At 39.3% G+C, this 22,743-nt stretch carries 16 protein-coding genes; 2 read left to right on the plus strand and 14 right to left on the minus strand.

Annotated elements, in window-relative coordinates; all coding sequences use genetic code 11:
- Positions 1-12: 12 nt before the first annotated feature.
- Positions 13-882, minus strand: a complete 870-nt coding sequence (locus H6H03_RS28015) for a lipase family protein (RefSeq protein ID WP_190958331.1) — start codon at positions 880-882, stop codon at positions 13-15.
- Positions 883-1,507: 625 nt separating this feature from the next.
- Between H6H03_RS28015 and H6H03_RS28020 the strand changes: the two genes are divergently transcribed.
- Complete coding sequence (locus H6H03_RS28020; protein WP_190958332.1) at positions 1,508-3,163, plus strand: eCIS core domain-containing protein; 1,656 nt, start codon at positions 1,508-1,510, stop codon at positions 3,161-3,163.
- A 155-nt stretch (positions 3,164-3,318) separates the two neighbouring features.
- Here H6H03_RS28020 and H6H03_RS28025 read toward each other — a convergent pair whose 3' ends face one another.
- The 13 genes from H6H03_RS28025 to H6H03_RS28085 form a co-directional block, all read right to left on the minus strand.
- Entirely contained in the window at positions 3,319-4,521 is a 1,203-nt protein-coding gene (locus H6H03_RS28025; protein WP_190958333.1) for a DUF4159 domain-containing protein, read from the minus strand.
- A gap of 82 nt (positions 4,522-4,603) precedes the next feature.
- Positions 4,604-5,641, minus strand: coding sequence for a phage tail protein (locus H6H03_RS28030; RefSeq protein WP_190958334.1), 1,038 nt, complete (start codon positions 5,639-5,641; stop codon positions 4,604-4,606).
- 157 nt (positions 5,642-5,798) lie between these two features.
- Positions 5,799-8,000, minus strand: coding sequence for a putative baseplate assembly protein (locus tag H6H03_RS28035; RefSeq protein WP_190958335.1), 2,202 nt, complete (start codon positions 7,998-8,000; stop codon positions 5,799-5,801).
- A 2-nt stretch (positions 8,001-8,002) separates the two neighbouring features.
- Positions 8,003-8,410: a GPW/gp25 family protein gene (locus H6H03_RS28040; RefSeq protein ID WP_190958336.1), complete on the minus strand. Its 408-nt coding sequence runs from the start codon at positions 8,408-8,410 to the stop codon at positions 8,003-8,005.
- A gap of 165 nt (positions 8,411-8,575) precedes the next feature.
- A complete protein-coding gene (locus tag H6H03_RS28045; protein ID WP_190958337.1) occupies positions 8,576-10,564 on the minus strand; it encodes a VgrG-related protein in 1,989 nt (662 codons plus the stop codon).
- A 31-nt stretch (positions 10,565-10,595) separates the two neighbouring features.
- On the minus strand, positions 10,596-11,171 hold the full coding sequence (locus H6H03_RS28050) for a CIS tube protein (protein WP_190958338.1): 576 nt from the start codon (positions 11,169-11,171) through the stop codon (positions 10,596-10,598).
- A 36-nt stretch (positions 11,172-11,207) separates the two neighbouring features.
- Positions 11,208-14,960: a hypothetical protein gene (locus H6H03_RS28055; RefSeq protein WP_190958339.1), complete on the minus strand. Its 3,753-nt coding sequence runs from the start codon at positions 14,958-14,960 to the stop codon at positions 11,208-11,210.
- A 196-nt stretch (positions 14,961-15,156) separates the two neighbouring features.
- Positions 15,157-15,684, minus strand: coding sequence for a phage tail protein (locus H6H03_RS28060; protein ID WP_190958340.1), 528 nt, complete (start codon positions 15,682-15,684; stop codon positions 15,157-15,159).
- Positions 15,684-15,854: a hypothetical protein gene (locus tag H6H03_RS28065; protein ID WP_190958341.1), complete on the minus strand. Its 171-nt coding sequence runs from the start codon at positions 15,852-15,854 to the stop codon at positions 15,684-15,686. Before H6H03_RS28065 ends, H6H03_RS28060 begins: the two co-directional genes overlap by 1 nt.
- Before the next feature lie 129 nt (positions 15,855-15,983).
- Positions 15,984-16,445: an FHA domain-containing protein gene (locus tag H6H03_RS28070; protein ID WP_242058020.1), complete on the minus strand. Its 462-nt coding sequence runs from the start codon at positions 16,443-16,445 to the stop codon at positions 15,984-15,986.
- Between the two features lie 55 nt (positions 16,446-16,500).
- Entirely contained in the window at positions 16,501-18,615 is a 2,115-nt protein-coding gene (locus H6H03_RS41830; protein WP_190958343.1) for a substrate-binding domain-containing protein, read from the minus strand.
- A 149-nt stretch (positions 18,616-18,764) separates the two neighbouring features.
- Positions 18,765-19,442, minus strand: a complete 678-nt coding sequence (locus H6H03_RS28080) for a LuxR C-terminal-related transcriptional regulator (RefSeq protein ID WP_190958344.1) — start codon at positions 19,440-19,442, stop codon at positions 18,765-18,767.
- 55 nt (positions 19,443-19,497) lie between these two features.
- Complete coding sequence (locus tag H6H03_RS28085) at positions 19,498-20,637, minus strand: sensor histidine kinase (protein WP_190958345.1); 1,140 nt, start codon at positions 20,635-20,637, stop codon at positions 19,498-19,500.
- Between the two features lie 718 nt (positions 20,638-21,355).
- Between H6H03_RS28085 and H6H03_RS28090 the strand changes: the two genes are divergently transcribed.
- Positions 21,356-22,681, plus strand: coding sequence for an ABC transporter ATP-binding protein (locus tag H6H03_RS28090; protein WP_190958346.1), 1,326 nt, complete (start codon positions 21,356-21,358; stop codon positions 22,679-22,681).
- The last annotated feature ends 62 nt before the right edge of the window (positions 22,682-22,743 follow it).

Below are 22,743 nucleotides of genomic sequence, written 5' to 3' on the forward strand. Positions count from 1 at the left end.
TCAGCCGTGCTGTCAGGGGCAGCATTCCGGGTGCAATAGGTTGGTATTGTCCAGCAAGTAAAGATATGTCTCCAGATCGTGCCAGCAGGACAGGCAGTGCTTGGTGAGGTGGTCGGAGTTGACTGGGTACTCAGACGCTACATGGGCGTAGCCTGCGAACATAGGCGGCAGCGTCGGAACAATGTCGGGGCGGTTGACGACGCGCCATGAATCTGGGATCAGCGTGTCGAATTGGCCGGCAAAATTCTTGTCACCAATCAGGGGGCTAGCAAACGTCAGGGCGCTGACACTGTTGGGGATGCCTTTAAGGGTGACGGCGGCGTGCATTGCCAGCAGTGCCGCCATTGCTCCCCCCAGGCTATGCCCGGTAATGGTCAGGGTCTTGCCCTTCACCAGTTCCTGGAGTGTGTCTATCAAGCGGGGTGACTTGTCGGTCTTACCAGTTGTGCAGCTGAAATACAGCGATGTGATTCCGTACTCAGTCGAACCCATGCAAACATCCTGACCCGACGGATCTGCGATCGCAAACTTTGTTTTCTGCAAATCGCCGTCATGGAACCACTCAAACCCATTTTGCGTTCCACGAAAGGCAACAATTATGTCATTCTTCTGCATGGAGACGGCGATTAGCCCGATGGGTTTTTCTGTGTTGAACAGTCCGTCTAAAGATTTTGCCAGCGCGTCCCGTCGGGATTGCGGCGTGGCGGGATCGAAAAGCGAGTCGTTGGCATAAATTTGGCTTTGCAGTTGGTAATCACCCGGTAGGGCATTAGTGGCGAAGTCAGCCCGGTTATCCTCCGCTACATCGTACAGCTGATAGGCGACCGCAATGGTCTTGCCGAGTTCAACTGCTCGTGACACGTCAAAGCGATCGATTGCCATGATAATCCTCCATTACGATTAAATCATTCCTCATTTGAAACTTTGAATTAAGAAAGCGAATAAATTAAGAGTCCTTGAACCGCCTCACTCAGTTAACTCTCAATAATTTTTGATGTATGCTTTGGGCAACAACTTTCTAACTTAGATTAGTTTTAAATACTCAGAACTCAGACAAGTGAATACAAGTACGCGAACATTTATACAATAATTACTGTTGGCTAAATCAAAAAATCTGGTTAATAGCGTATAGTAATATTTTCAGTATTCCACATAATATAATTATTTACTATTGCCTAAAAGTATATTTTTAAGTTTGCTATTTTGAATTAAAAATATATTTTAGTAAAATTAAACTTTTAGTTAATAGCTAATTGATTTATTTATTAGTATTATTGTGCTAGAGCTATAAAGTTTGATATGCAACCAATATCAAGATTAAGGTCTAGAAAAACAGCAAGTACTTGACTTCATAAATATTTGCTTCTAAGTTTGGACTTTAGAAACCAAACTAACTTACACATTATTCAAGGTATTTTCAGCTGATACTAATACCTGAATTTTGTGGAAATTTCACTGCATTTAATTACCAAAATAAGCAATTGACTTCTAAACAAAGCTGTGGTTTATGGTTTATAAAAAAGTACAAAAACCTCTCGGAGATTGCTCAATTCAGAAGAAACAGTCTCAAATTAATCCGTCGGCTATCACTCGGCAAGAACAAACAGATTCATCATCAGCAAAGGTAACAAATACTAATATTCCTAGCCAAGCCCAGAGAGATGTCATTAGAAGAAGCATTTTTGACGCAGGAGTAAAAACAGTTCAGACCAAGCTGATGATTGGGCAACCTGGAGATAAATACGAACAAGAAGCAGATCGAGTTGCAGCACAAGTAGTCAATCAAATGAATTCACCTGCTTCAGTACAACCAGCTTTAAACGAAAATATTCAAGAAAACAAACTACAAATGAAGCCGTCAATACAGCTTCAGGCTGATGGAGGTGATGTTACCGCTACACCCGATCTAGAAAGTGCGATCGCCCAGGCACGAGGCGGTGGGCAATCCCTTGCTGACAACATTAGAGAACCAATGGAGCAGGCATTCGGGGCTGATTTTAGCGGGGTTAAGGTTCACACGGACGCTCAGTCCGATCGGTTGAATCAGTCGATACAGGCAAAGGCGTTCACAACAGGAGAGGATGTGTTCTTTCGCCAAGGTGCTTATGAACCAAGTAGCCGTGGGGGACAAGAGTTAATTGCTCATGAGTTAACCCATGTGATACAGCAAGGGAGTAGAGTGCAACGACTACAAAGAGATGAGACAGGCGAGGCGGCCTCATCACGATCCAAGGAAAAACCGGCAAGACCAAGGTACAAAGAGGGTGAAGTTCTTATAATTCCACCGACAAATGTTGCAATGGGTGAGGAAATAGACTCTTACCGGAGCATTGTTACACGTATGTTGGATAGGATTGCTCGGCTATTACTAATTCCAGAAATAAAAGAACCGAATAACGTTAAGAAGGTAAAACCAAAAGATAAGTTTGCAATTAAAACTCCCCATATTGCCGCAGTTAACCTGGGAGGCAACATACATTTAGCAGGTAACAGCGGAGATAAATCTGTCAGGCCATTGCACGCCCAAGAAGGTATCAAACGAATTCTAGAAATTGTCAATGCAGGGCCAGAAACCTCAAAATGGAAAGGTTCCAGTAAAAGGACTCGAAGGGATTTATCTAAACTCTTAGGTCTAATCGAGGGTAAGTATCATCAGGGAGAAGTTAGAAGTACTGAGTTAGAAGAGATTGCAACAGCCTTAAAAGGAAATTTGGATAAGTGGCATCAGGTGGATCGTAAAGAGGATGGCGGTGGAAGTGTACATGGCGAAATGGCTTTACATAAGCCAATATCGGACTATGCTAAGGAAAACTCACAGGAAAACAACACAAACAAAACATACATTCCTGTCGCTGGGGTAAAGCGGGACTGCTTATTTTGCCATTGGGCCCATGACATTCTGAATCAATATGTATATGCAGAACTCGGCTATGAGGTATTGACAGCAGGGACTCATGGTGTACCATTTCCGGGTTGGAAAGCACCGCAAGAACTAATGGAGAATAAAGAGGCGCTTAATGCTTTCAAGCAGAGGTTGGAATCAATCAAGCAGGAAGGAAGTATCTGGAAGATGGATAATCAGGGCGTAGTAAATCATGAAGGCGAACTTGCAAAACTTGAAAATCAGCATGACCCTTATGAATCGGACTCTGAATATGAGTAAAATGTCCGACAAAAAAAGTTGAAACGCTTGCAGTGCGATCGCAAACTAATTCCTTTAGTGATGACTGCGATCGCAGCATATACAAAATCTTGATAACACATGAACTAGTAGGGGCGTACAGCTGTACGCCCCTACCCAATATATATGTTATGTTGCTACCACTGAGCTAAATAATCTTCTTGTTGCAAACCAAATAACTGCCGCCGTTTCCAAGCATACTGCAAAATATTAATGCCTAATTCCTGAGCAGTGCGAATGACAACTCTGGATAAGCTCAACTCTTGATCTGGCCCCCAACATGAACCTAAATCACCAACAGCTAAAATAATTCCTCCCCCGATTGAAAGATGCATAACTTGTTGATTAATCATTGGTAAAGCAGCGAATAAAAATGGTTTGGTTCTCAGGGGATGATTGCGCCGCAATTCTTCTAAAGGTTTTAAAGGATAACCTAACTGTTGAGCTATAATTTGAGTGCTTTCTATTAAACTTATAGCATTAAGTGGAGTATCAACTAAAAGCACTCCACCCTTATCTAGATAAAATTTTAAAGCTTCAAATTCTCTACTATTTAAAGAGAGTGCTTCTTTACCAGTTAAATATAGTAAGTCATATTCTTGAATATTTTCTTCTAAAGAAATCTGACCTACATCATCAGCACCTCGTAAAGAGGGATGAAGAACTTCTACAGCTTGCAACAAATAAGAAAGATTAAAAAATGTGCGTGCATATTCGGAATCGCTGTGAGCGACCAAAGCCATACGCACGATCGCTTGAGGGCGAGATTGAGCTTGAAGGCGATAACGCAAATCTATATTGTTATAGCCGGGAAAAAAGACATCACTTGGTAAACTAATCGATACGGGGCCTGGTTGTAAAAATATCCGACAAAGTTCTATTTCTGTAGCTTCTGGTCGTTGACGCTTTTCGTCTATGCGAAAAGTTTCTTGCATAAAATCATTATTTTGCTCATCACGACGCAGTTGTTCGGGATCTACATAACTAGCTACCAGATAAATCATCACAGGTTCCGAATCAGGTACTTCTGTAGCGATGCGAAAAGGAATGGAATTTGGGACAACAATCACATTACCAGCCACATCGATCGCAATTCCTGGTTGAATTTCTACCCAGCGATGATCTCGATATTCAGCTTTTACAGAGGATGGAGCCAGAATAGCTCTCACACCTAAGCCACAGACAACACCAGGCTGATTTAACGATTGATAGTGAGCATTTTGGCGTTGTCGATGGTATTCATGGGCTTTACGCCAGCGATCGGCAGTAATTAATAAACCATCTGAGGCTTGAAGGCGGTTTAATGGTTGAATGGGTGGTGTAGGAAATGGATGAGTCATAAGGCTAATTCGTAATTTGTAATTCGTAATTCGTAATTAAAGAAACTAGGTCAAGTCTACAGGTGAAATTTTCAGGCTTGGATTATTGGAAATTTTCTATAAATAAGTCATAGGTGCTAAATGCAGGTTTCTCTTGCTCAATAATTTGTCGTACTAATATTTCATCTATATTCTTGAGGCGATCGGAACGTAACCTGACATTAAAGTGATAAGGTTGTCCTCCTCCTAAAACTGCATCTTCTCCTAATTTTGCTGAATCTAATACAAAACCTCGACTAAAAGGTTCTGTAATGCTGATATGTTTATTAGTTTCTTGAGGTATATGGTCATCTAATGGCAAACCTGTATAAAGATGTAAGTAAAGGCGTAAACCTTTACGAGTTCCTCGCCAGCGATAAAGTTCTATAGCACGGCGAATTAAGCGACGTTGTTGAGCAATATCCCATACAGGATCTAAAGGCCAAGCTACCCAATGAGCCAAGAAAGGTAATAAAGCGTGTGGTGCTGTTAAAGAGTCTAAATTAGCCCACATGACATTAAAACTTTCAACCATCGGCTCAACAGTTTCTTCAAATATTTTGATGAAGCGGCCAATAAAATCAACTTCTCGATATATGATTGGCAAAAAATTTATATAGCGGCTATGAGGACGAATATATAAATTAAATTCTTCTTCCTGAATTTGTTCTTTCTCAGTTCCGGGGTCGATATAGACATAAACTCTACTGTGAAAATTGAGAACTAAACGGTCTTTGTTTTCAGGATTAATAGCTTGTTGGTCTTCAAAATAATTAGCAGGAATTGAGAAATACAGTACTGCATCCATTTGCGCTCCAGGTGCAATCTTACTATCCTCGGTAACGACTTGACACCATTCGCTAGGAAAGTTACCTTCAACTTTTAAAATTAGTCGCAAATTTCGCTGCGCGAGGTTTTTAACTTGCACAACTATTTCACTCGGTTCTCCAGGATGAACAAGTAAACTCTTTTGTGCGATCGATTCTGTAGCTATACCATCAGGAGCAAGCCAAGTTGATTCTCGATCTGGTACAGCTTCAGGAATCCGCATAGGAGTTAGTTGAATACTGACTAGAGGAGTGCTGAAGAGAGTTTGTAGCATAGCATTAAATTAATTCGTAATTCGTAATTCGTAATTCGTAATTTGTAATTTTTAGAGGTCTATAGCAGTCGCCAAGTGAGTGAAGACATCAACTAGTCATAATAAAACCTTGATACTAAAGGGTTTTTGCACCTGTTCCCTGCTATATCTTTCAGTTTCAGGGAGTAAGCAAGGTGATATCATGACCTGAACGTAGTTTGTTATCAGCCCAGGAACAGATTAATCCTTGTAAGCCTGGGTCAATATAAGATTGTGACTCTTTTTGTCGAATCCAAGTCTGACCTTGCTTGTGTATGGGAAAAAGCAAGACCGGGCCTAAATAACGCACGCCAGGGGTTTGCTGAAGTAATGCAATGATGTCTGAAGGATAAACAGGTCGTCCAAAAGGCCAGCCTTTACCTTCTGGGCCTCCAGTGATGGGATTGAGGTATCGATACAGTGCGATGCGTAGATTAAATAAAATCTCTTGTTGAGCGTTGGGATGGTTGTAAGCTGCTTCCAGTGCAACTTGCGCTCTGACGGAAACGCCTGTATATTCCGGTTCGCTCAATTGCACTTGCACTCCTAATAAACGCCTATCATCTAAATACCGCAAGATTTTTTGTTTGAGTGCGTCTTCTAAAACTAGCTGTTCTGGTGCTATGCCCACGCCTTGAACGATCGCATCTGTATTTGCGTCTGGTACAACGAGCAAACGTACTGTCCCGGCGGCGCGAGATGAATCTGGTGGTAAGCAACGAACTCTGGCGATCGCCCCGGTGCTGGCTTGGAGTGTCAAAGTTTCAAAGTCTTCGACGGTAACAGCGCGATCGCGGGTGCGTAATATTTGCGGCGCTCTTAAAACGGCTTGTTCTAAGGTTTCTGCATCAGTACCATTATGTGCGGCTCGATGGTTCGTTACCCTGGTTACATAGGGTATAGCAGTCCTGAGAAACCTAAGCGTACCACTTTGAACGTTACCTTTTCGTCCACCACCAAGGCGATAAGCAACTATTTTAATTTCCGATCCTGGCGGTGGGACTGCTCCATATTGATTCTCTAGTGATGTCTCAGAATTAATGTTGTTATATGTTTGCCAATCTTCTCGTGTAGGCTGTTGTATTCTTGAGCGAATCTGTGTGTGGCGTTTGAGAGAGTCAGGTTCTCGAATTAAAGGGCCAAACTGAATTTTACCAGTGAGGGAATCAATAGTGTAGTGGGGGTCATTCAGACTAGAATCAGCAAAATCTCTTACTTCTTGCCACTTTTGCGGCAAGCCATTAGGAGGTGTTACTAAAATATACTCATCTTCTTGACGCTCTAAAATCGGTGCGGTTTGTAATTGAAATGTTTGGCCTGGTTTGCCGTTACTAATCCCTAAACGTTCGTTGCGGATAATGATATTGTGACTGGCGCTGACCGTGCCGCCAATTGTCCCTACAGATAAACCAATAATGCGTGGAGAATAGGTGTAACCGGGTTGGTTGTTGTCTGGAGTTGTGAAAACACAGCGCAGCCACCTTCCTCGATAGGTGTTAAAGTTGGTTGTCGGCCAGTTTTGCGGCAGATGCAGAACTACATCTGCTCCTTGAGAGGGATTGCGACCTTGTTGAGCTATTTCATAAAAACTGAAGCCGCGAGTTTCATCATCTGTTTCTTGCAATAATACCGGTTGCCAAACTTCACCATCCCATGCTTCCCAACGCCGGGGAGGTCGATTAGGGTTAATACCTGTAGATGTGGCGGCGGCTCCTTTAAAGGTAATTCGCAAGACATTTCCTTCTAGAGGTTCTTCTGGGTCTAGGACTAGATAAAAACAATTCCCTGGTTTTGGTTGCTCCTCAAATAGTAGTTGTTCTCTACCTTCCCAATTACCATTGGATTGACGAGTCCACTGACTGGTAAAGCGATCGCGCAAAGTTTGAGGATGGTCTTCCAAGGTTTGAGAGGTTAAAAAGTTCCGCAAACTAGGTTTGCCAATTAGCAAAGCGCGATCGGTGGTAAAAACTATGGCTTCCGTTGTTTCTGTTCGTTCTGTAGCTACTTCCACCCCAGCCGGAATTGTGTAAGTTTCATCTAAATCTGTGCTTAAGTAAAAAGTCAAGTCTGTTTGTGCTGGTGCTGGAGACTGGAGACGAATACCCAATAATTCTAAAAAAGCTACATAATTTTTACGAGGTACGCGGTTGAATCTGAGCAACATTTGGTCAGTTAACCAAGCAAAAAGCTCAATGAGCGTAATCCCAGGGTCACTAATATTGTGGTCTGTCCACTCTGGACAGTAGCGCGGGATTCGCAGGATACACTCTTCTACTAACTCATCAAAGGTGCGATCGTCCAAGTTAGAGGAAGGCAATTTGGGGAGAAAATCAAATTCCATAATTATCCCGCCATTGAATTTAAGTAAAAAGGATAAACAAAACTGTAAATATCAGGAGCCTCTTTAAGACGATAATTAATAATGATGTCTACTCGCCCTCGTATCGGATCTGGGTCAGTTTGCACTTCATCAATAATGATGCGCGGTTCCCATTTTTGTAGAGCTTCTAAGACATATAAACGCATCTGTATTAGGGTGTCAGTATTCATAGGTGCAAACGCTAATTCTGATAAGCGTGAACCAAAATTAGGACGATATAAACGTTCGCCTAAACTAGTGCGTAATATAATCCAAATAGATTCTCTAACCTTTTGTGCTTCTGTGCTTAATGTTATTCCACCTTGCACATTTGGTCTTAATGGAAAAGCCCAACCTCTGCCTAAATAATCTTGTTGTTGACTATTAAACATATTGACTATTTAACGTCTATAACATTCAGAATAATAGAGTTATTTATGTATGCCTATTGGTCGCAGGTCGAAAATATATGATGTATGTTTAATGTGTTGCGATCGGCGTAGGGGCGCACAGCTAGCTGTGCGCCCCTACATGGATATGGTATTAATGTGCAGATTTCACACTACTGGTATGGCATTGGCGGTGACAAAACCTTCCATAGAAATTGATGCAGCCATCATATTAATTTCCGATGCTTCCATAGTGATGGCAAGACTGGATATATTAACTTCACTTGCTTCTACACTGACAGCGCCCGTTGCATTGATGTTGACATCGGCTCCTGCTTGAATACTAATCATGCCAGTTGTTTGTAAAGTTACTATCATTACCTCATCATTAAGGGTTAAATTTTGACCAGAGGTTGTTTGAACTTCAATTGATTGTAGAGGCTTGTCATTTAAGTGGACTTGATGACCTCCAGAAGATGTAATTCTGATACCTTGTGCAGTTGTGGCATCATCCAAACGCACTTTATGACCCCCAGAGGTTTCAATTTCTATGAATTGGTCATCTGGGCTACTATCTTGATCGTTCAAACGTATATGATGCCCACCAGATGTATAAATATAGATGCCATCTTTACTATTATTTTCGTTACTACCGCCTCCATCGTCTTCTACAAATTCAACAGTGTGACCTGTGCGAGTTCTAATTGTACGTAGCCTGACTTTACCTTTGTTAATGGTGTCTTCTACTTTTTCAGGTGTTTTATCTTTACCATTCCAAACACCTCCAATAATGAAAGGACGATGAATATTCCCATGTTCAAAACCAACTAAAACTTCGTCATCTATTTCCGGTAAACAATAAAATCCTCGATTATTAGCAGCACCTAAACCTACTACTCTCGCCCAGTAACTACTATGTTCTTCTGTCAAGGTGGGAAATTTAACTTTAACTCTACCCATACCTTGTGGGTCGTTATTATCAGTCACAATACCTACTAAGAATGTTTGACCAGGCTGTAAGTGTGTTGGTGGTGATAGGGTTTTGAGTAAACTGCGATCGCGTAAACCTCGTACACTAAATTCGGTTGTATAAACTAGGTTTTTATACGTGTGGCGTGTTTCGGTGATATGATATTCTCCGTTGTAGCGATCGCCCATTCCCTCCAGTTTTATCACCTTTCCAGCGCGAATTTCTGGATTACCGTTGGCTTTCCCATCTGCATGGACAAATTCTCCCCCCAATTCATTACACAAAGCTTGTGCCATCATCTCTGCGTCTTTGGGGTTGTAAACGGGTTGGTCTACAACTATCATCTTCGGGGGTTGATTACTCAAGTTAAAATCGGTACTGGTGCTACTACCTTTACCGCTACCAGTTTCGGTAATAACTGTTTCAGAATTTGCTGTTGAGGTAATCAATTTTTTTTGCGTATAGTCCCAACAGCGCACTTCCACATTATTCACTTGTTGAGCAGTTGTAACACGCGGATAAAAGCTGTTAATGTCTATTAACCATTTTAGGTTTAAAGAAGCATCTTTTTCCGGTTTATGAAAGTGGAGTTTATTATCTTGAATATAAAGCAAAAAACCAATTAGCGCCGCTCGTTTCTGGAGGAATTCCATATTGGTCTGGTTTTCTTGAAAAATATATTCATGAGTTTCCCCACTTTCTTCTATTTTACCAAGTTGTATACTTACCTCAGATGCAACTTTACGAACAATATCGCTATCAGTTTGATTTAAAAATGAGCGATTGTACCGGCCACGATGTAGCCGATGAGAAACATCATAACCACGAATCAGAATGTGAGCGTCAGATGTTTCTTGAAAATATGCCTCAAGTGCTGTAACTTCACTCTCGATTAAATACTCTTTGTCATAATGCTTGAAGTCTTTATCTAAAGTTGTGCTATTAGAAAAGCCTATTTTGATTTTATCGCCAATCTTAAAATAGTTATCATAACGCCAAGGCGTATTAGCATTACTACCTGAAAGATATGTATTGTTAATTAACAATGTAAACATTGAAGGCAAATGCAGGCTTTCCTCTACAATTACCTCTAATACATCATTCATCAATTCTTGTGGCGCATCCGTACCATTAATTTGTAGCTGTAATTGAGAAAGATAAAGACCAGGTTTCGTTTGAGTTGGCATAGGTTTAATTAAAAATTGAAACAGAGATAATTTATTCTATGGGAGCTAAATTCTGAGATTGACCTGTTCTCCTGTCTGCACCAATGGAAGCCGTTTGCTCAATTACGCCAGGAGAATCAGAGGGATCGACTTCTAATAAATCCAAGTCTACTAATGCTCGCAAAGGTGTACCATCGCTGTGAAACATCGTGAAAGTATAAGATAATCTAGTAACAACGCAATGAAAATACTTTTCTTGCCATTGTAAGTAATAAACTGGTGGACGTTCATTAGCATTAGATACAGGAGTAACACATTTTTTTAGAAGGTCAATATAATAAGTTAACGGTTTTTTACCTTGGTGGCTTGAATTTTTAGTTTCGTATGTATCAAATATCAGGTTATGAAGTTCAAAAGTAAAAGGTTTAAGTCCTGCAAAATAAACTTTAGGTAATAGAGAAGTTCCGCGATTACCTATTTGATATTCCCAATTGTTATCTCTTGAAAAATGAATTTCTTTGGGATTGAACATAAATTCAATCGTGTTGGTGCTGTCATCTACACAAACTAGCTTTGCTTTTACAAGATTATTTTGTGTTTGATTATTTTGCATTTGCGAACTAGCCATTGAATAATTACTCCTAATAATTGAATTTAGAAAAATTTACCAGGGCAAACGACCTGAAAAAATACCGTGGCGCTCTTGCTCATTTTCCAGGCGACGGCGCAAAACTTGATAGACACTCTGAGCAAGTTTTTCAAACTCGACAGGGTTAGTATTATTTATTTGAAGTGTTTTTGAGGAATTATTTTCTATAATTTCCGTTTTCGGTATCACATCAGTATTAAGAAGATTTTCATTTTGAAGAATATTTTTAGATTGAATTAGATTATTACCATACATTTTGGGCGTTGTTGATGGGATACAAGCTACTGGATGCTGTTTATGATATCCTTCATTATGGGAACTAGACTTATTGAAAATGTGAGAATTTCTATAGTTCTCTGTTTTATTTATTAATTCTTTTGACCATTGAGAAGGTAAAGCAGCTTCTTGAAGCGATGATTTAGTAGTAGAAGCGGCTTTCCGAAAGATTAGAGGAGTTAATGAATAATTAGTTGAACTTTGGTTTGATTGATTTGTTTCCTGACGATTGGAATCTGGTTTTAAAGAATCGAAAGTTAAGATACTCTGGCTTTTTGTTTGGGAACCTAAAGCAGAAGATACTAAAGAACCTAAACTTTTTGTTGAATCAATATCTGAATTCTGGCGTTGTACTGAATTATCTTTTGAAGCTTTAACTTGAGTTGTAATTTTTCTAGAGATGAAATTATCTGGTAATTTATCAGAACTTAAATTGGCTAAAGTTCCACTACTGTTGATGTGCTTCAGCAAAGTGAGGTTTTTCTGTGCATCTTCAGCATTAACCACAAACTCACCAGGAGTAAGCATCGCAGGTACAGTATCCGACGGCGCTATCTTTTGTTTATTTAAATTATTGGAAGTTGTAACTTGTCCGCCTGTAGCATAGCCTTTAGGTGGTAATGGACTATCAAATATCATATTTTTTGATACTTCTATTTGAGAAGGTTCTTTCGCAATTATCGTACTATTATCAACTAGTTCATTAGATTGGCTTTGGGTAACTGTAGAAGTGTCTGCACTAATATCTAATTGCTGTATCTCAGGTGTTGAAGATGTTTTAATTATTACTGGGGTATTAGTGAAACTGTTCAATTTTACAGATGGTTGTTGAGTATCTGTTTGTATGAGTGGTGTATGCGATTGTGTTACGTCACTGCGTGTATTGGGATGTTCAGTTAGCTTATTTACTTGTGTAGGAGTATCCTGAGCAGGCGATGGTGTTATTACTTGAGGCTGGATATTTTGGGATGAAGTCTCAAAAGTGCGATCGCTCTCCAATGTTTGAGAATAAGATACTGACTGTGGTACTGTCATCTCAGTCTCAGCAGGAGATATTTTTGTTTGAGGAGATGAAGTTTCAAAAATGCGATCGCTCTCCAATGTTTGAGAATAAGATACTGACTGTGGTGCTATCGTCTCAGTTTCAGCAGGAGATATTTTTGTTTGAGGAGATGAGATTTCATTAGTGCGATCGCTCTCCAACTTTTGAGGATGAGATACTGACTGTGATACTGTCATTCCAGTTTCAGCAGGAGATGTTTTTGTTAGAGGAGATGAAGTTTCAAAAATGCGATCGCTCTCCAACTTTTGAGGATGAGATACTGACTGTGGTACTGTCATTCCAGTTTCAGTAGGAGATGTTTTTGTTAGAGGAGATGAAGTTTCAAAAATGCGTTCGCTCTCCAACTTTTGAGGATGAGATACTGACTGTGATACTGTCATTCCAGTTTCAACAGTAGATGTTTTTGTTAGAGGAGATGAAGTTTCAAAAATGCGATCGCTCTCCAACTTTTGAGGATGAGATACTGACTGTGCAACAGGAGATATTTTTGTTTGAGGAGATGAGATTTCACTAGTGCGATCGCTCTCCAATGTTTGAGAATAAGATACTGACTGTGGTGCTATTATCTCAGTTTCAGCAGGAGAGTTTTTTGTTTGAGGAGATGAGATTTCACTAGTGCGATCGCTCTCCAATGTTTGAGAATAAGATACTGACTGTGGTACTGTCATCTCAGTTTCAACAGGAGATATTTTTGTTTGAGGAGATGAGATTTCACTAGTATAATCGCTCTCCAATATTTGAGGATGAGATACTGACTGTGGCGTTGTCATCTCAGTCTCAGCAGGAGATATTTCTGTTTGAGGAGATGAAGTTTCAAAAATGCGATCGCTCTCCAACTTTTGAGGATGAGATACTGACTGTGCAACAGGAGATATTTTTGTTTGAGGAGATGAGATTTCACTAGTGCGATCGCTCTCCAATGTTTGAGAATAAGATACTGACTGTGGTGCTATCATCTCAGTTTCAACAGGAGATGTTTTTGTTAGAGGAGATGAAGTTTCAAAAATGCGATCGCTTTCCAATGTTTGAGAATAAGATACTGACTGTGCTGCTATCATCTCAGTTTCAACAGGAGATATTTTTGTTTGAGGAGATGAAGTTTCAAAAATGCGATCGCTCCCCAATGTTTGAGAATAAGATACTGACTGTGGTGCTATCATCTCAGTTTCAACAGGAGATGTTTTTGTTAGAGGAGATGAAGTTTCAAAAATGCGTTCGCTCTCCAATGTTTGAGGATGAGATACTGACTGTGGTGCTATCATCTCAGTTTCAGCAGGAGATATTTTTGTTTGAGGAGATGAGATTTCATTAGTGCGATCGCTCTCTAATATTTGAGGATGAGATACTGACTGTGGTACTGTCATCTCAGTTTCAGCAGGAGAGTTTTTTGTTTGAGGAGATGAAGTTTCAAAAATGCGATCGCTCTCCAATGTTTGACGATGAGATACTGACTGTGGTGCTATCATCTCAGTTTCAGCAGGAGATGTTTTTGTTTGAGGAGATGAGATTTCACTAGTGCGATCGCTCCCCAATATTTGAGGATAAGATACTGACTGTGGTGCTATTATCTCAGTTTCAGCAGGAGATATTTTTGTTAGAGGAGATGAAGTTTCAATAATGCGATCGCTCTCCAATGTTTGAGGATGAGATATTGGTTGTGGTACTGTCATCTCAGTTTCAGCAGGAGAGTTTTTTGTTTGAGGAGATGAAGTTTCAATAATGCGATCGCTCCTTTGAGTTTGAGATACCGACTGTGGCGCTACCGTCTCAGTCTCAGCAGTAGATCCTATTGATTTTGTTGTTTGAGGTTGCTGATTTTGCAATGATGCGTTGTTCAAATTCTGGAGATGAGAGATTGACTGTGGCGTTGTCATCTCAGTCTCATCAACAGACACCGCTGATATTGGTGAAACTTTTTTGCGTCTTGATGTTTTTTGTACGAGGGTTTTATCAACAGATACACTCGTAGGTTCAATTGTGGTGTTGACTAATTCAACGGGGTTATTCTGTGTAGATAGTTGTTGTACTGTGTCTGAGTTGATTTCTGGTAGTGATATATCAGAACTGCGATCGGCTTTTAAATCTTCTGATTTAGATGCAATTGTCAGGGATGCTTGATTGGATGCTTTAGTATTAGCAGAAATATTGACTATACTTGTATGTTCTAGATTTTTAGGAGTAGCTTTTGCTATTTTTTTAGATTTAGATTTTTTCGTATTGGATTTTTTTGTATTGGGCTGGGATTGTTTTTTGGGAGAACTAGCAAAATTTCTAGAATCTTGATTAAAACTACTAGTATTAACTTGAGCTACAAAATTTTTATTTTCATTTATTGTAGATGCTTCATATATATTTTGTGGAATATTAGTTTCTTCTTTTATCAATGAACTACTTGTAGATACTGGCAATATTTCTAATAAGCCATTCATTGAAGTAGATTCAAAGAAACTTAAAGTCGATCCTTGAGCAGAAGTCAAAGGATGTATTCGGTTTAACAATAAAGACGGAAGCAAAGGTTTTGTATGTATTAAAAGACTAGATGGAAATAAAGGAGATTGAATCCCAAGTGGAGGTTTAGTAATTTGCATAAGTATTACCAATTAAGGATGTTAATTAAGTGAAGAGTTACGAGCTAGGGAAGAATTGTTTTTCATTACGTGTTGTGCGATTACCGCCTCCTGCATCTTGTCCAACGCTTAAACCTTCAAACGACATAGTTAATTCTTCTATAGCAACGCTGCTTCCATCAGCTTGAAAATCAGATGCTTTCCAGGCTGTGGGAATAGCACCAATGAGTGTCCAGCTTTGCATGATGTCGCCGGCTTGATTGAAGACAAGAATATTCACATTACAACGAGTAGTTTCTTGCTGCTCATCAAATATTTCACATAACCAATTAAAAAAACTTCGATCGTTTGTAATTCCTCTTTTAAAAGTTATATCTGAAAAAGTTGTATGGCCTAAGAAAACACGTTGTTGATTATTCACGCCTCCTTCGTGGTAAATTTGTTTCTCAATTTGTACGCTTGGCCCCGAGCATTCAGTGAAAGATGCCATTATCGAGCTATCTATTTCTATATAGAAATGATTGGAAGTGACAAAATTTAAACTATGTTGAGTATATTTATCATCTATATTAGAATTTTGAAACATTATAATCTCCTTTCTCTACAATAATTTGTAATACGTTCTTGCTGATGATGCATATCTTCTAGAAAAATTTCGTAAACGCGATCGCTAAGTTGTTTCAATAGCCAAGGGTTATTGATGTAGTCTTCTAGTTTAGGTATTTCATTCTTGAAGATTGTATTAGTATTTTTCATCTTTGTTAAGAAAATCTATATGTCCTTAAGTGGGTCAATCTGATATTTTTAGTGTATTTATGCAATAGATAAATTGGAATTAGCCAAAGGTAAAAACAGATAATTTTGTATTTGGTGTACTTACTATTTTTAAGTTAAATTAACTGTAAAACATATCAGCTTTTCTTGACCGAATTCTAATGAATCATTGTGATTGAGGCGGTAAGGAGTACCGCGAGTAAGAAAATTACCGTTTAAATAAGTGCCATTCCGGCTTTGATTATCAATTAACATATATGCGTTTTGAGACTTATCCCAGTAAATTTTTGCATGGGAGCGAGAAAGCACTTTCTCATTGGCAATACCAGTTAGGTCAATTTCTGGCGTATATTTGTTGGTAAAATTTCGTCTACCAATGTAACCATCTTCTCCTAACAGCAGAAATTCTTTTCCAGAGGTATGAATTAGCCTGAGATTTGGTCGAGGGGAAGATATTAGAGGTGATAGTGAAGAAGTGGAGGCTTGAATAACAGCAGGTTGCTCGACTGAAGCAGGCTGGTTATCAGCAGTTGGAGTAGAGACAACTACATTACCCAAAGATGTGCCGCACATAGGGCAAACCTTAACATTATTGGGTAAAGTACGGTTAAAATACTCGCAATTTGGGTTAGGACAACGATTTACAGTCATTGGAAATTAAGTATTTATCGGGTATAGGTTTTAAAGGAACGACTCCTGCTTTGCCAAGCAAACATTGACCTTGGCGAGTAGTTAATATATCAGCGAATTTACTCCCAGCAGGAGGCAAAGAGTTATCTTTTGGATACACAACAACGAGAGGATAAGCTAATGGATAGCTTCCAGAAACAAAAGTTTGGACATCCAAATGGTTGTTTTTATCACATATATTGTCTGAGGGGCTGATTGGTATACCGTTGAGGCGAAAGAGAACTTGACTAGCAGGTTTATTTCCATCTACTAGAGCTAAGGGATAGCCCGCACATTGATTCCAAGTTTTGCTGAGAATTCCATAACTAATAATACCAACCTGTCCTGTATCAAATGCAGTGATGATTTGCTGCTGAGTTTGTTCGGTGGGTTGTGTAGTGACTTTTGCTTGGTATAAAGCAATTTGTTGGGGGTCGTCTTTTAATACTATTTTTTCAAATTGACGTACTGCTTCCGGTTCTGTAGGTGCGTATGGTTTGATGGGTAAATTCGGGCCGCCAAGTTGTTGCCAATTATTAATTTCACCTGTATAAATTTGGCGTAGTTGCTCTAGGCTAATTTGTCCGTTAAGAGCTTTGGGAAGATTTTGGTCTTTTTTACTAAAGGCTACATACACAAGTAAACCATCATAAGCAACCTGGCGATCGCTAAAGTTATTGCTAACATCATCGACTAAGCTAGTTATCGCAAACTGAGCTTTACCTGTCGTTAATTCTTCTAGAGATTGACTAGCAGTTTGTATATTAGTTGAAGATACAGGCTGATAGTTGAATTGAGCATTAACATCTGCTTTAGGATGCGTCAATAAATCTTCTAAACTACTATCACTTGTGGGACGAAACTTTAAAATATTACTCCATGTTCCATTTTGCTCGCTAGTGTAAATAAAATTTCCTGGAGGTACACCGTTAACGTCAGAGAAAGTAGGAACAAGATGATAAAATTCGCCCGTATCATCCTGTATTGCTGAGCCACGCATCAAGAAAAAAAATATTCCTCCTCCAAAAAGTAAGAAAGTAAAAAGTGCTAATAATAAAAATATGATTCTTCGGAAACTTTTGTCTTTTCCATCTGGTGTAATTACTGTTGTTAAACTCAGCGCCTGATTTTCTTGAGGAAGTTGTAGTAAAGCTTGCCGAGCAGTTTCAGCATTCTTGAAAGGCAGTTCTATTCCTAGTAAGCGATAAATAAAATTCTTTAAGTCTGGATCTGAATCAGGCCATTGCTTTTCATCTCTGGGGTTGAGATTTTGCGATCGCCCTGTCCAAAGATAAAAAGCAACTCGTCCTACATCTTCTAAGTCCTGTATAGGATTAATAATTCCGCGTTGGAAAATAGACGGTGGGGTAAATAAATCTTCCCAAAGAGCCAAATCGCAAAGATATATAGTAGAGTTCTGCTGATTGTTTGGGACAATTAAAAAACTATTTAAACTCAGATTTCCATGAACCAAACCCTGCTGAATTTGGCCTGAAACAAGTCGTAGTTTTTGAGTATGGAGAAACTGTAATGTTTGTAAGGCTTGGTTTAGTACCTCGCGTACTTGATAAGCAGTCATAGCACCTTTTTGTGTAAGGTACTCGCTTAAAGTTTGAGAGGCTTCTAAATTACCTAAAGTAACAGTGTAACAGCGTTGTGCTAAGGGATCGGCGATCGCTTCCCAAGGGCTAATTAAGCGAAAGTCTTGCACTCTACCATCTGCTGGACTCACCCCAGCCACACGTGTGAAAGTATCTTGGCGTTGATTTGCTTCTTCGGAATTAAACGAATGATTGGGTAGCAGATATTCTTTAATAACAACAGGTTCGTTATTACTTAGTTGGATTCCTAAATACAAACGCCCCATACCTCTAGAGCCGAGAAAGCGAGTGATTTGATAAGTACCTCGGCTACCTTTAATCTCAGCTTTTTCAGGTAAAAGAGCAGGAAAACCACATTCTAAACAAAATTTAGCTTTGGGAAACTCTTTGAGTGTTTGCTCGAGGCGATCGCATGATAGGGGCGTATTACGAGAACAAAAGTATTCTTTATAAACAGGCTCAGTTACAGACACATGAAATACTCCTCAAAAAAAGATAAAGACTTCCTACTCATACCAATTTGCAATCAAATGTAGTATTTCTCCCCTGCTCCCCCTGCTTGCCCAAACTAATATTTTTGAACACAACTCGGTATCACCACTCCCCCTTCCTTTGTTGAAGCTTAAGCTTGAATTAAACCAAACTTGAAAGCAGTAATAACAGCTTGCGTCCGACTTGTAACTTGCAATTTTTCAAAAATCTTTGTTAAGTGAGCTTTGACAGTCGCTACCGTAATAAATAAACGTTTAGCGATTTCTTCATTAGAATCACCTTTGACTAACCAGTGCAGAACTTCTTGTTCTCGTTCTGTGAGATTGAGTTTTTGGCGTGTTTGCACGACAGCATCCGCATCAGCCCAGAATTTACGGAAAAAGCTGCTGGCAACTTCTGTCGGTAAATACACTTCTGATTTGAGTACGGTGGCGATCGCATCGCATAATTGAGTAGCTACGCGATTTTTAAATACATAACCTGTGGCTCCAGCTTGCATTGCTTGAAAGATTGCATCGTCTTCTTGGTGAGCAGACAAAACTAAAACTTTACCCAGAAAAGACATTTCTTTGAGGCGAATGAGAGTAGCAATACCATTACCGGAAGCTAATTCTAAATCCAGAAGAATCAAGGCTGGTTGTTTTTGATGAGCAAGGCTAACAGCTTGCTCGGTTGTTGCAGCTTCAGCTACAACTTCTAAAGGTAACTGTCCCTTTTTACTATAATGACTTATAAAAGTTTGTATTCCTTGACGAAAGCGTTTATTGTCATCTACAAGCAGAACTGGTAGTTTTTGATTAATAGTCATGGCAAGACACTCCTATAAAATTTGTCAGTGTTTATTTTTCCTACTTTTCGATGCTCTAATAAGAACGAGGCAAGCTGATATAAAATTGCGCTCCGCCTTGTGGCGAATTAGCTGCCCAAAGGCTTCCATGATGATCGAGAACAATTTTTTTAGCAATAGTTAAACCAAGCCCTGTACCTCCCGAACGACGAGAATAAAAAGGAGTAAATATTTTATTTAGGTCATCTGTAGATAGACCTGGGCCTCTATCGGAAATCTGAATTAATACTTCACTTTGGAAGATTTGCCAACTACAATTAATAGTTCCTGAAATTGGGCTGAAGTGGACGGCATTGCTCAATAAATTATCAAAAACTTGCTTCATTTGCAACCGATCCATTGGTAATATATCAGAAGTTTCTGAATAAGCTATTTTTAGCTTCTTTTGCAAAATTAAAGGTTTTAATCCCTGAATACTTTCAGCGACCAACGATTTTAAATCGTGAGGAGCAACTCTTAATTTCGTCTTTTGGCTACAATAAATCAATTCAGTTAAATTAGTATCTAAATCATGAATAGTTTCACGAATAATAGCAGCTTGTTCTTGCCAAGGAGTATCTGTTAATTCCAGATATAAATTTTCTGCATAAAGACCAATCATCCCTAAAGGTTGCCGCAGCTGATGTCCTGCGCGTTGGAGTACGTGTTCAAGCAGTTGAATTTCAGCTTTTTGCCGTTGTGTTTCTAGGTAAATATCTAAATACTTGCTGACTAACATTGCAGTTCGCTTTACCTCCTCTTGCAAATTTAAAGGCAAAGGTTGGCGAGCAAGTATAAGAATATATTCAGGGTTGCTATTTCTATAACCTAAAGGGCAAACATAACAACTTGATGATGTAAAAGATGATATATCAATTTCATTAAGTGTAAAACTTGGAGGAAAGTCCACTAGCCATGATTCTGAATTCAAATATGCTAACGTTTTTTGTGAAAGATATTGACTTTGGGGCTGATGGCTAACTTCTTGATGGTTTCCTATGGATGGATCGTAGTAGACAATCCGACCCCAATAAATAGAATATTTATTTGTTAAACTTTCAATTTGTAGCTGGCAAAAGCTTTGTAACTCTGATGGACTAGAAGATGGGAAACTAAGATTAGAGTTTTGGGTAAATTTGTTTAAAACTTTAGCTGTCTTTTCTTTTATAACTTGCATAATGGCTCCCATGAATTGAAATGCAAAGATGGTTTTGAATTAGTTGATTATTGCTCGTTTATCTTCCCCTGCCTGAATATATAAATTTCCTGAACTCAAGGGTATTGAGTTATGGGTAATTTAGTAACTCAACACCGCTAATATTGAGTTTCCTGTTTGCCAGCAGATTTGAGGGTGAAGAAAGATAAGTTATCCACGAAGATAAGAAAATGTTTTTTCTGTGGCGTTTCTAATTGAGGCGATATATAGGAATCCGGTTTGTTTGATTTGGAGAATTTATTTGTGTAGACAGGGAGTAGGGAATGGGGAGTAGGGAGTAGGACAGAAGCCTTGTCTGGATGTACTGATTTTTTTCACGCAATCAAATGTGAGTCCTATAGATAGTACATTTATACAAATCAGTTTTGATTTCTGAATCGCTCGTAGAGAGAGGGAACGGGAAATGGGGAGCAGATAAAAAGGAATACTAGCTTCGCAAAAATCAAATAGGATTCCTATATAAATATAGATTGCTCGATTTTGGGACACAATAGGCTTTAGTATCGACTATTAATTCTGCGCTAACTTTTTTCATAACTTAACTATCTTCACCCCATGTCGCCTTGTTTAATTAGAAGCTAAAAGACGACTAAACAACTAGGAAAGGGTTAGATCGGTGTTAACTGAAAGATAACCTCAACATGAGATTCTATTTAATTATTTCTTCACAAGGAGAATCATGGTATTGAACAAAGTAACAGAACACCTGATTGCTCTCAAAAGTGTCAGAAAATCTTACCAGCAACCCAACGGACAGGAAATTGTCATTTTGGAAAATATCAATCTTGAGCTACGTCCGGGGGAAATAGTTGCATTGCTGGGGCCTTCTGGTTCGGGAAAATCTACTTTAATGCGGATAGTTGCTGGATTAATCTCTCCCAGTAAAGGTGAAGTTTTGTATCATGAGCGTCCTCTAGTTGGATTAAATCCTGGGGTAGCAATTGTTTTTCAAAGCTTTGCTCTGTATCCTTGGTTAAGCGTATTAGAGAATGTGGAACTGGGTTTAAAAGCTAAGGGAGAACCGCTAGAATCTAGACGGCAAAAAGCCCTGAAGATGATTGATATTATTGGTTTAGATGGATTTGAAAACGCCTATCCTAAGGAACTTTCTGGGGGAATGCGCCAGCGTGTGGGATTTGCTAGGGCTTTGGCGGTAGAACCGGAACTGTTATGTATGGATGAGCCGTTTTCGGCGTTGGACGTGCTGACAGCAGAAAACTTGCGATTTGAGTTACTAGATTTGTGGTTAGAACGACGCATACCCACTAAAGCAGTTCTCATTGTTACACATGGTATTGAAGAAGCGGTGATTATGGCCGATCGCATTATTGTTCTAGGACGCAATCCTGGGAGAATCCGTGCTGACTTACCTGTAACTTTACCTCACTACCGCGATCGCAAACATCCCAGTTTTCAAGCCTTAGTAGATCGAGTTTATACAATTATCACTAACCCAGATTTAGATAAAATTGACACACCTGCAACTCCCTCCGTACAAGCTGCAACACCACAAGCGAGATATCAGTCTTTACCGGCTGTACGCATTGGTTCAATTGCTGGTTTATTGGAATTATTAGAAGACCGTCAAGAAAAAGATTTATATCGGCTTGCCCAAGAATTACAACTAGAAGTAGATGATATTTTACCAATTGTAGAAGCTGCAAAATTAATGGATTTTGTAGAACTGGCAGAAGGCGATATTAGCTTAAAACCAATCGCCCAAGAATTTATCAATGGCGGTATTGATGAACGAAAACAAATTGTGCGAGCGCAACTCTTAACTCACATTCGCCTAGTACAACAAATTTATCGTCTTCTGGAAGCAAAACAAAATCAACGCATTCCTGAAGAATTAGTTTTAGATATCCTAGAAACTCACTTTAGCCCCAAAGAAGCCGAGCAACAATTAGAAACCGTTGTTGATTGGGGTCGTTACGCTGAGATATACGGCTACGATGAACCATCCGGACAAATATTTTTAGAACAAGCTGTTGTTAGTCATTAGTCATTAGTCATTAGTCATTAGTCATTAGTTATTAGTCATTAGTTATTAGTCATTAGTTATTC

Source organism: Nostoc paludosum FACHB-159, assembly GCF_014698835.1.
In the GTDB taxonomy this organism is placed as follows: Bacteria; Cyanobacteriota; Cyanobacteriia; order Cyanobacteriales; family Nostocaceae; genus Nostoc; species Nostoc paludosum.

Bases quoted from the DNA above. Each gene is read 5' to 3' on its own strand.
- H6H03_RS28015 (WP_190958331.1), bottom strand. From the start codon at position 882: ATGGCAATCGATCGCTTTGACGTGTCACGAGCAGTTGAACTCGGCAAG.
- H6H03_RS28020 (WP_190958332.1), top strand. From the start codon at position 1,508: ATGGTTTATAAAAAAGTACAAAAACCTCTCGGAGATTGCTCAATTCAG.
- H6H03_RS28025 (WP_190958333.1), bottom strand. From the start codon at position 4,521: ATGACTCATCCATTTCCTACACCACCCATTCAACCATTAAACCGCCTT.
- H6H03_RS28030 (WP_190958334.1), bottom strand. From the start codon at position 5,641: ATGCTACAAACTCTCTTCAGCACTCCTCTAGTCAGTATTCAACTAACT.
- H6H03_RS28035 (WP_190958335.1), bottom strand. From the start codon at position 8,000: ATGGAATTTGATTTTCTCCCCAAATTGCCTTCCTCTAACTTGGACGAT.
- H6H03_RS28040 (WP_190958336.1), bottom strand. From the start codon at position 8,410: ATGTTTAATAGTCAACAACAAGATTATTTAGGCAGAGGTTGGGCTTTT.
- H6H03_RS28045 (WP_190958337.1), bottom strand. From the start codon at position 10,564: ATGCCAACTCAAACGAAACCTGGTCTTTATCTTTCTCAATTACAGCTA.
- H6H03_RS28050 (WP_190958338.1), bottom strand. From the start codon at position 11,171: ATGGCTAGTTCGCAAATGCAAAATAATCAAACACAAAATAATCTTGTA.
- H6H03_RS28055 (WP_190958339.1), bottom strand. From the start codon at position 14,960: ATGAATGGCTTATTAGAAATATTGCCAGTATCTACAAGTAGTTCATTG.
- H6H03_RS28060 (WP_190958340.1), bottom strand. From the start codon at position 15,684: ATGTTTCAAAATTCTAATATAGATGATAAATATACTCAACATAGTTTA.
- H6H03_RS28065 (WP_190958341.1), bottom strand. From the start codon at position 15,854: ATGAAAAATACTAATACAATCTTCAAGAATGAAATACCTAAACTAGAA.
- H6H03_RS28070 (WP_242058020.1), bottom strand. From the start codon at position 16,445: ATGTGCGGCACATCTTTGGGTAATGTAGTTGTCTCTACTCCAACTGCT.
- H6H03_RS28080 (WP_190958344.1), bottom strand. From the start codon at position 19,442: ATGACTATTAATCAAAAACTACCAGTTCTGCTTGTAGATGACAATAAA.
- H6H03_RS28085 (WP_190958345.1), bottom strand. From the start codon at position 20,637: ATGCAAGTTATAAAAGAAAAGACAGCTAAAGTTTTAAACAAATTTACC.
- H6H03_RS28090 (WP_190958346.1), top strand. From the start codon at position 21,356: ATGGTATTGAACAAAGTAACAGAACACCTGATTGCTCTCAAAAGTGTC.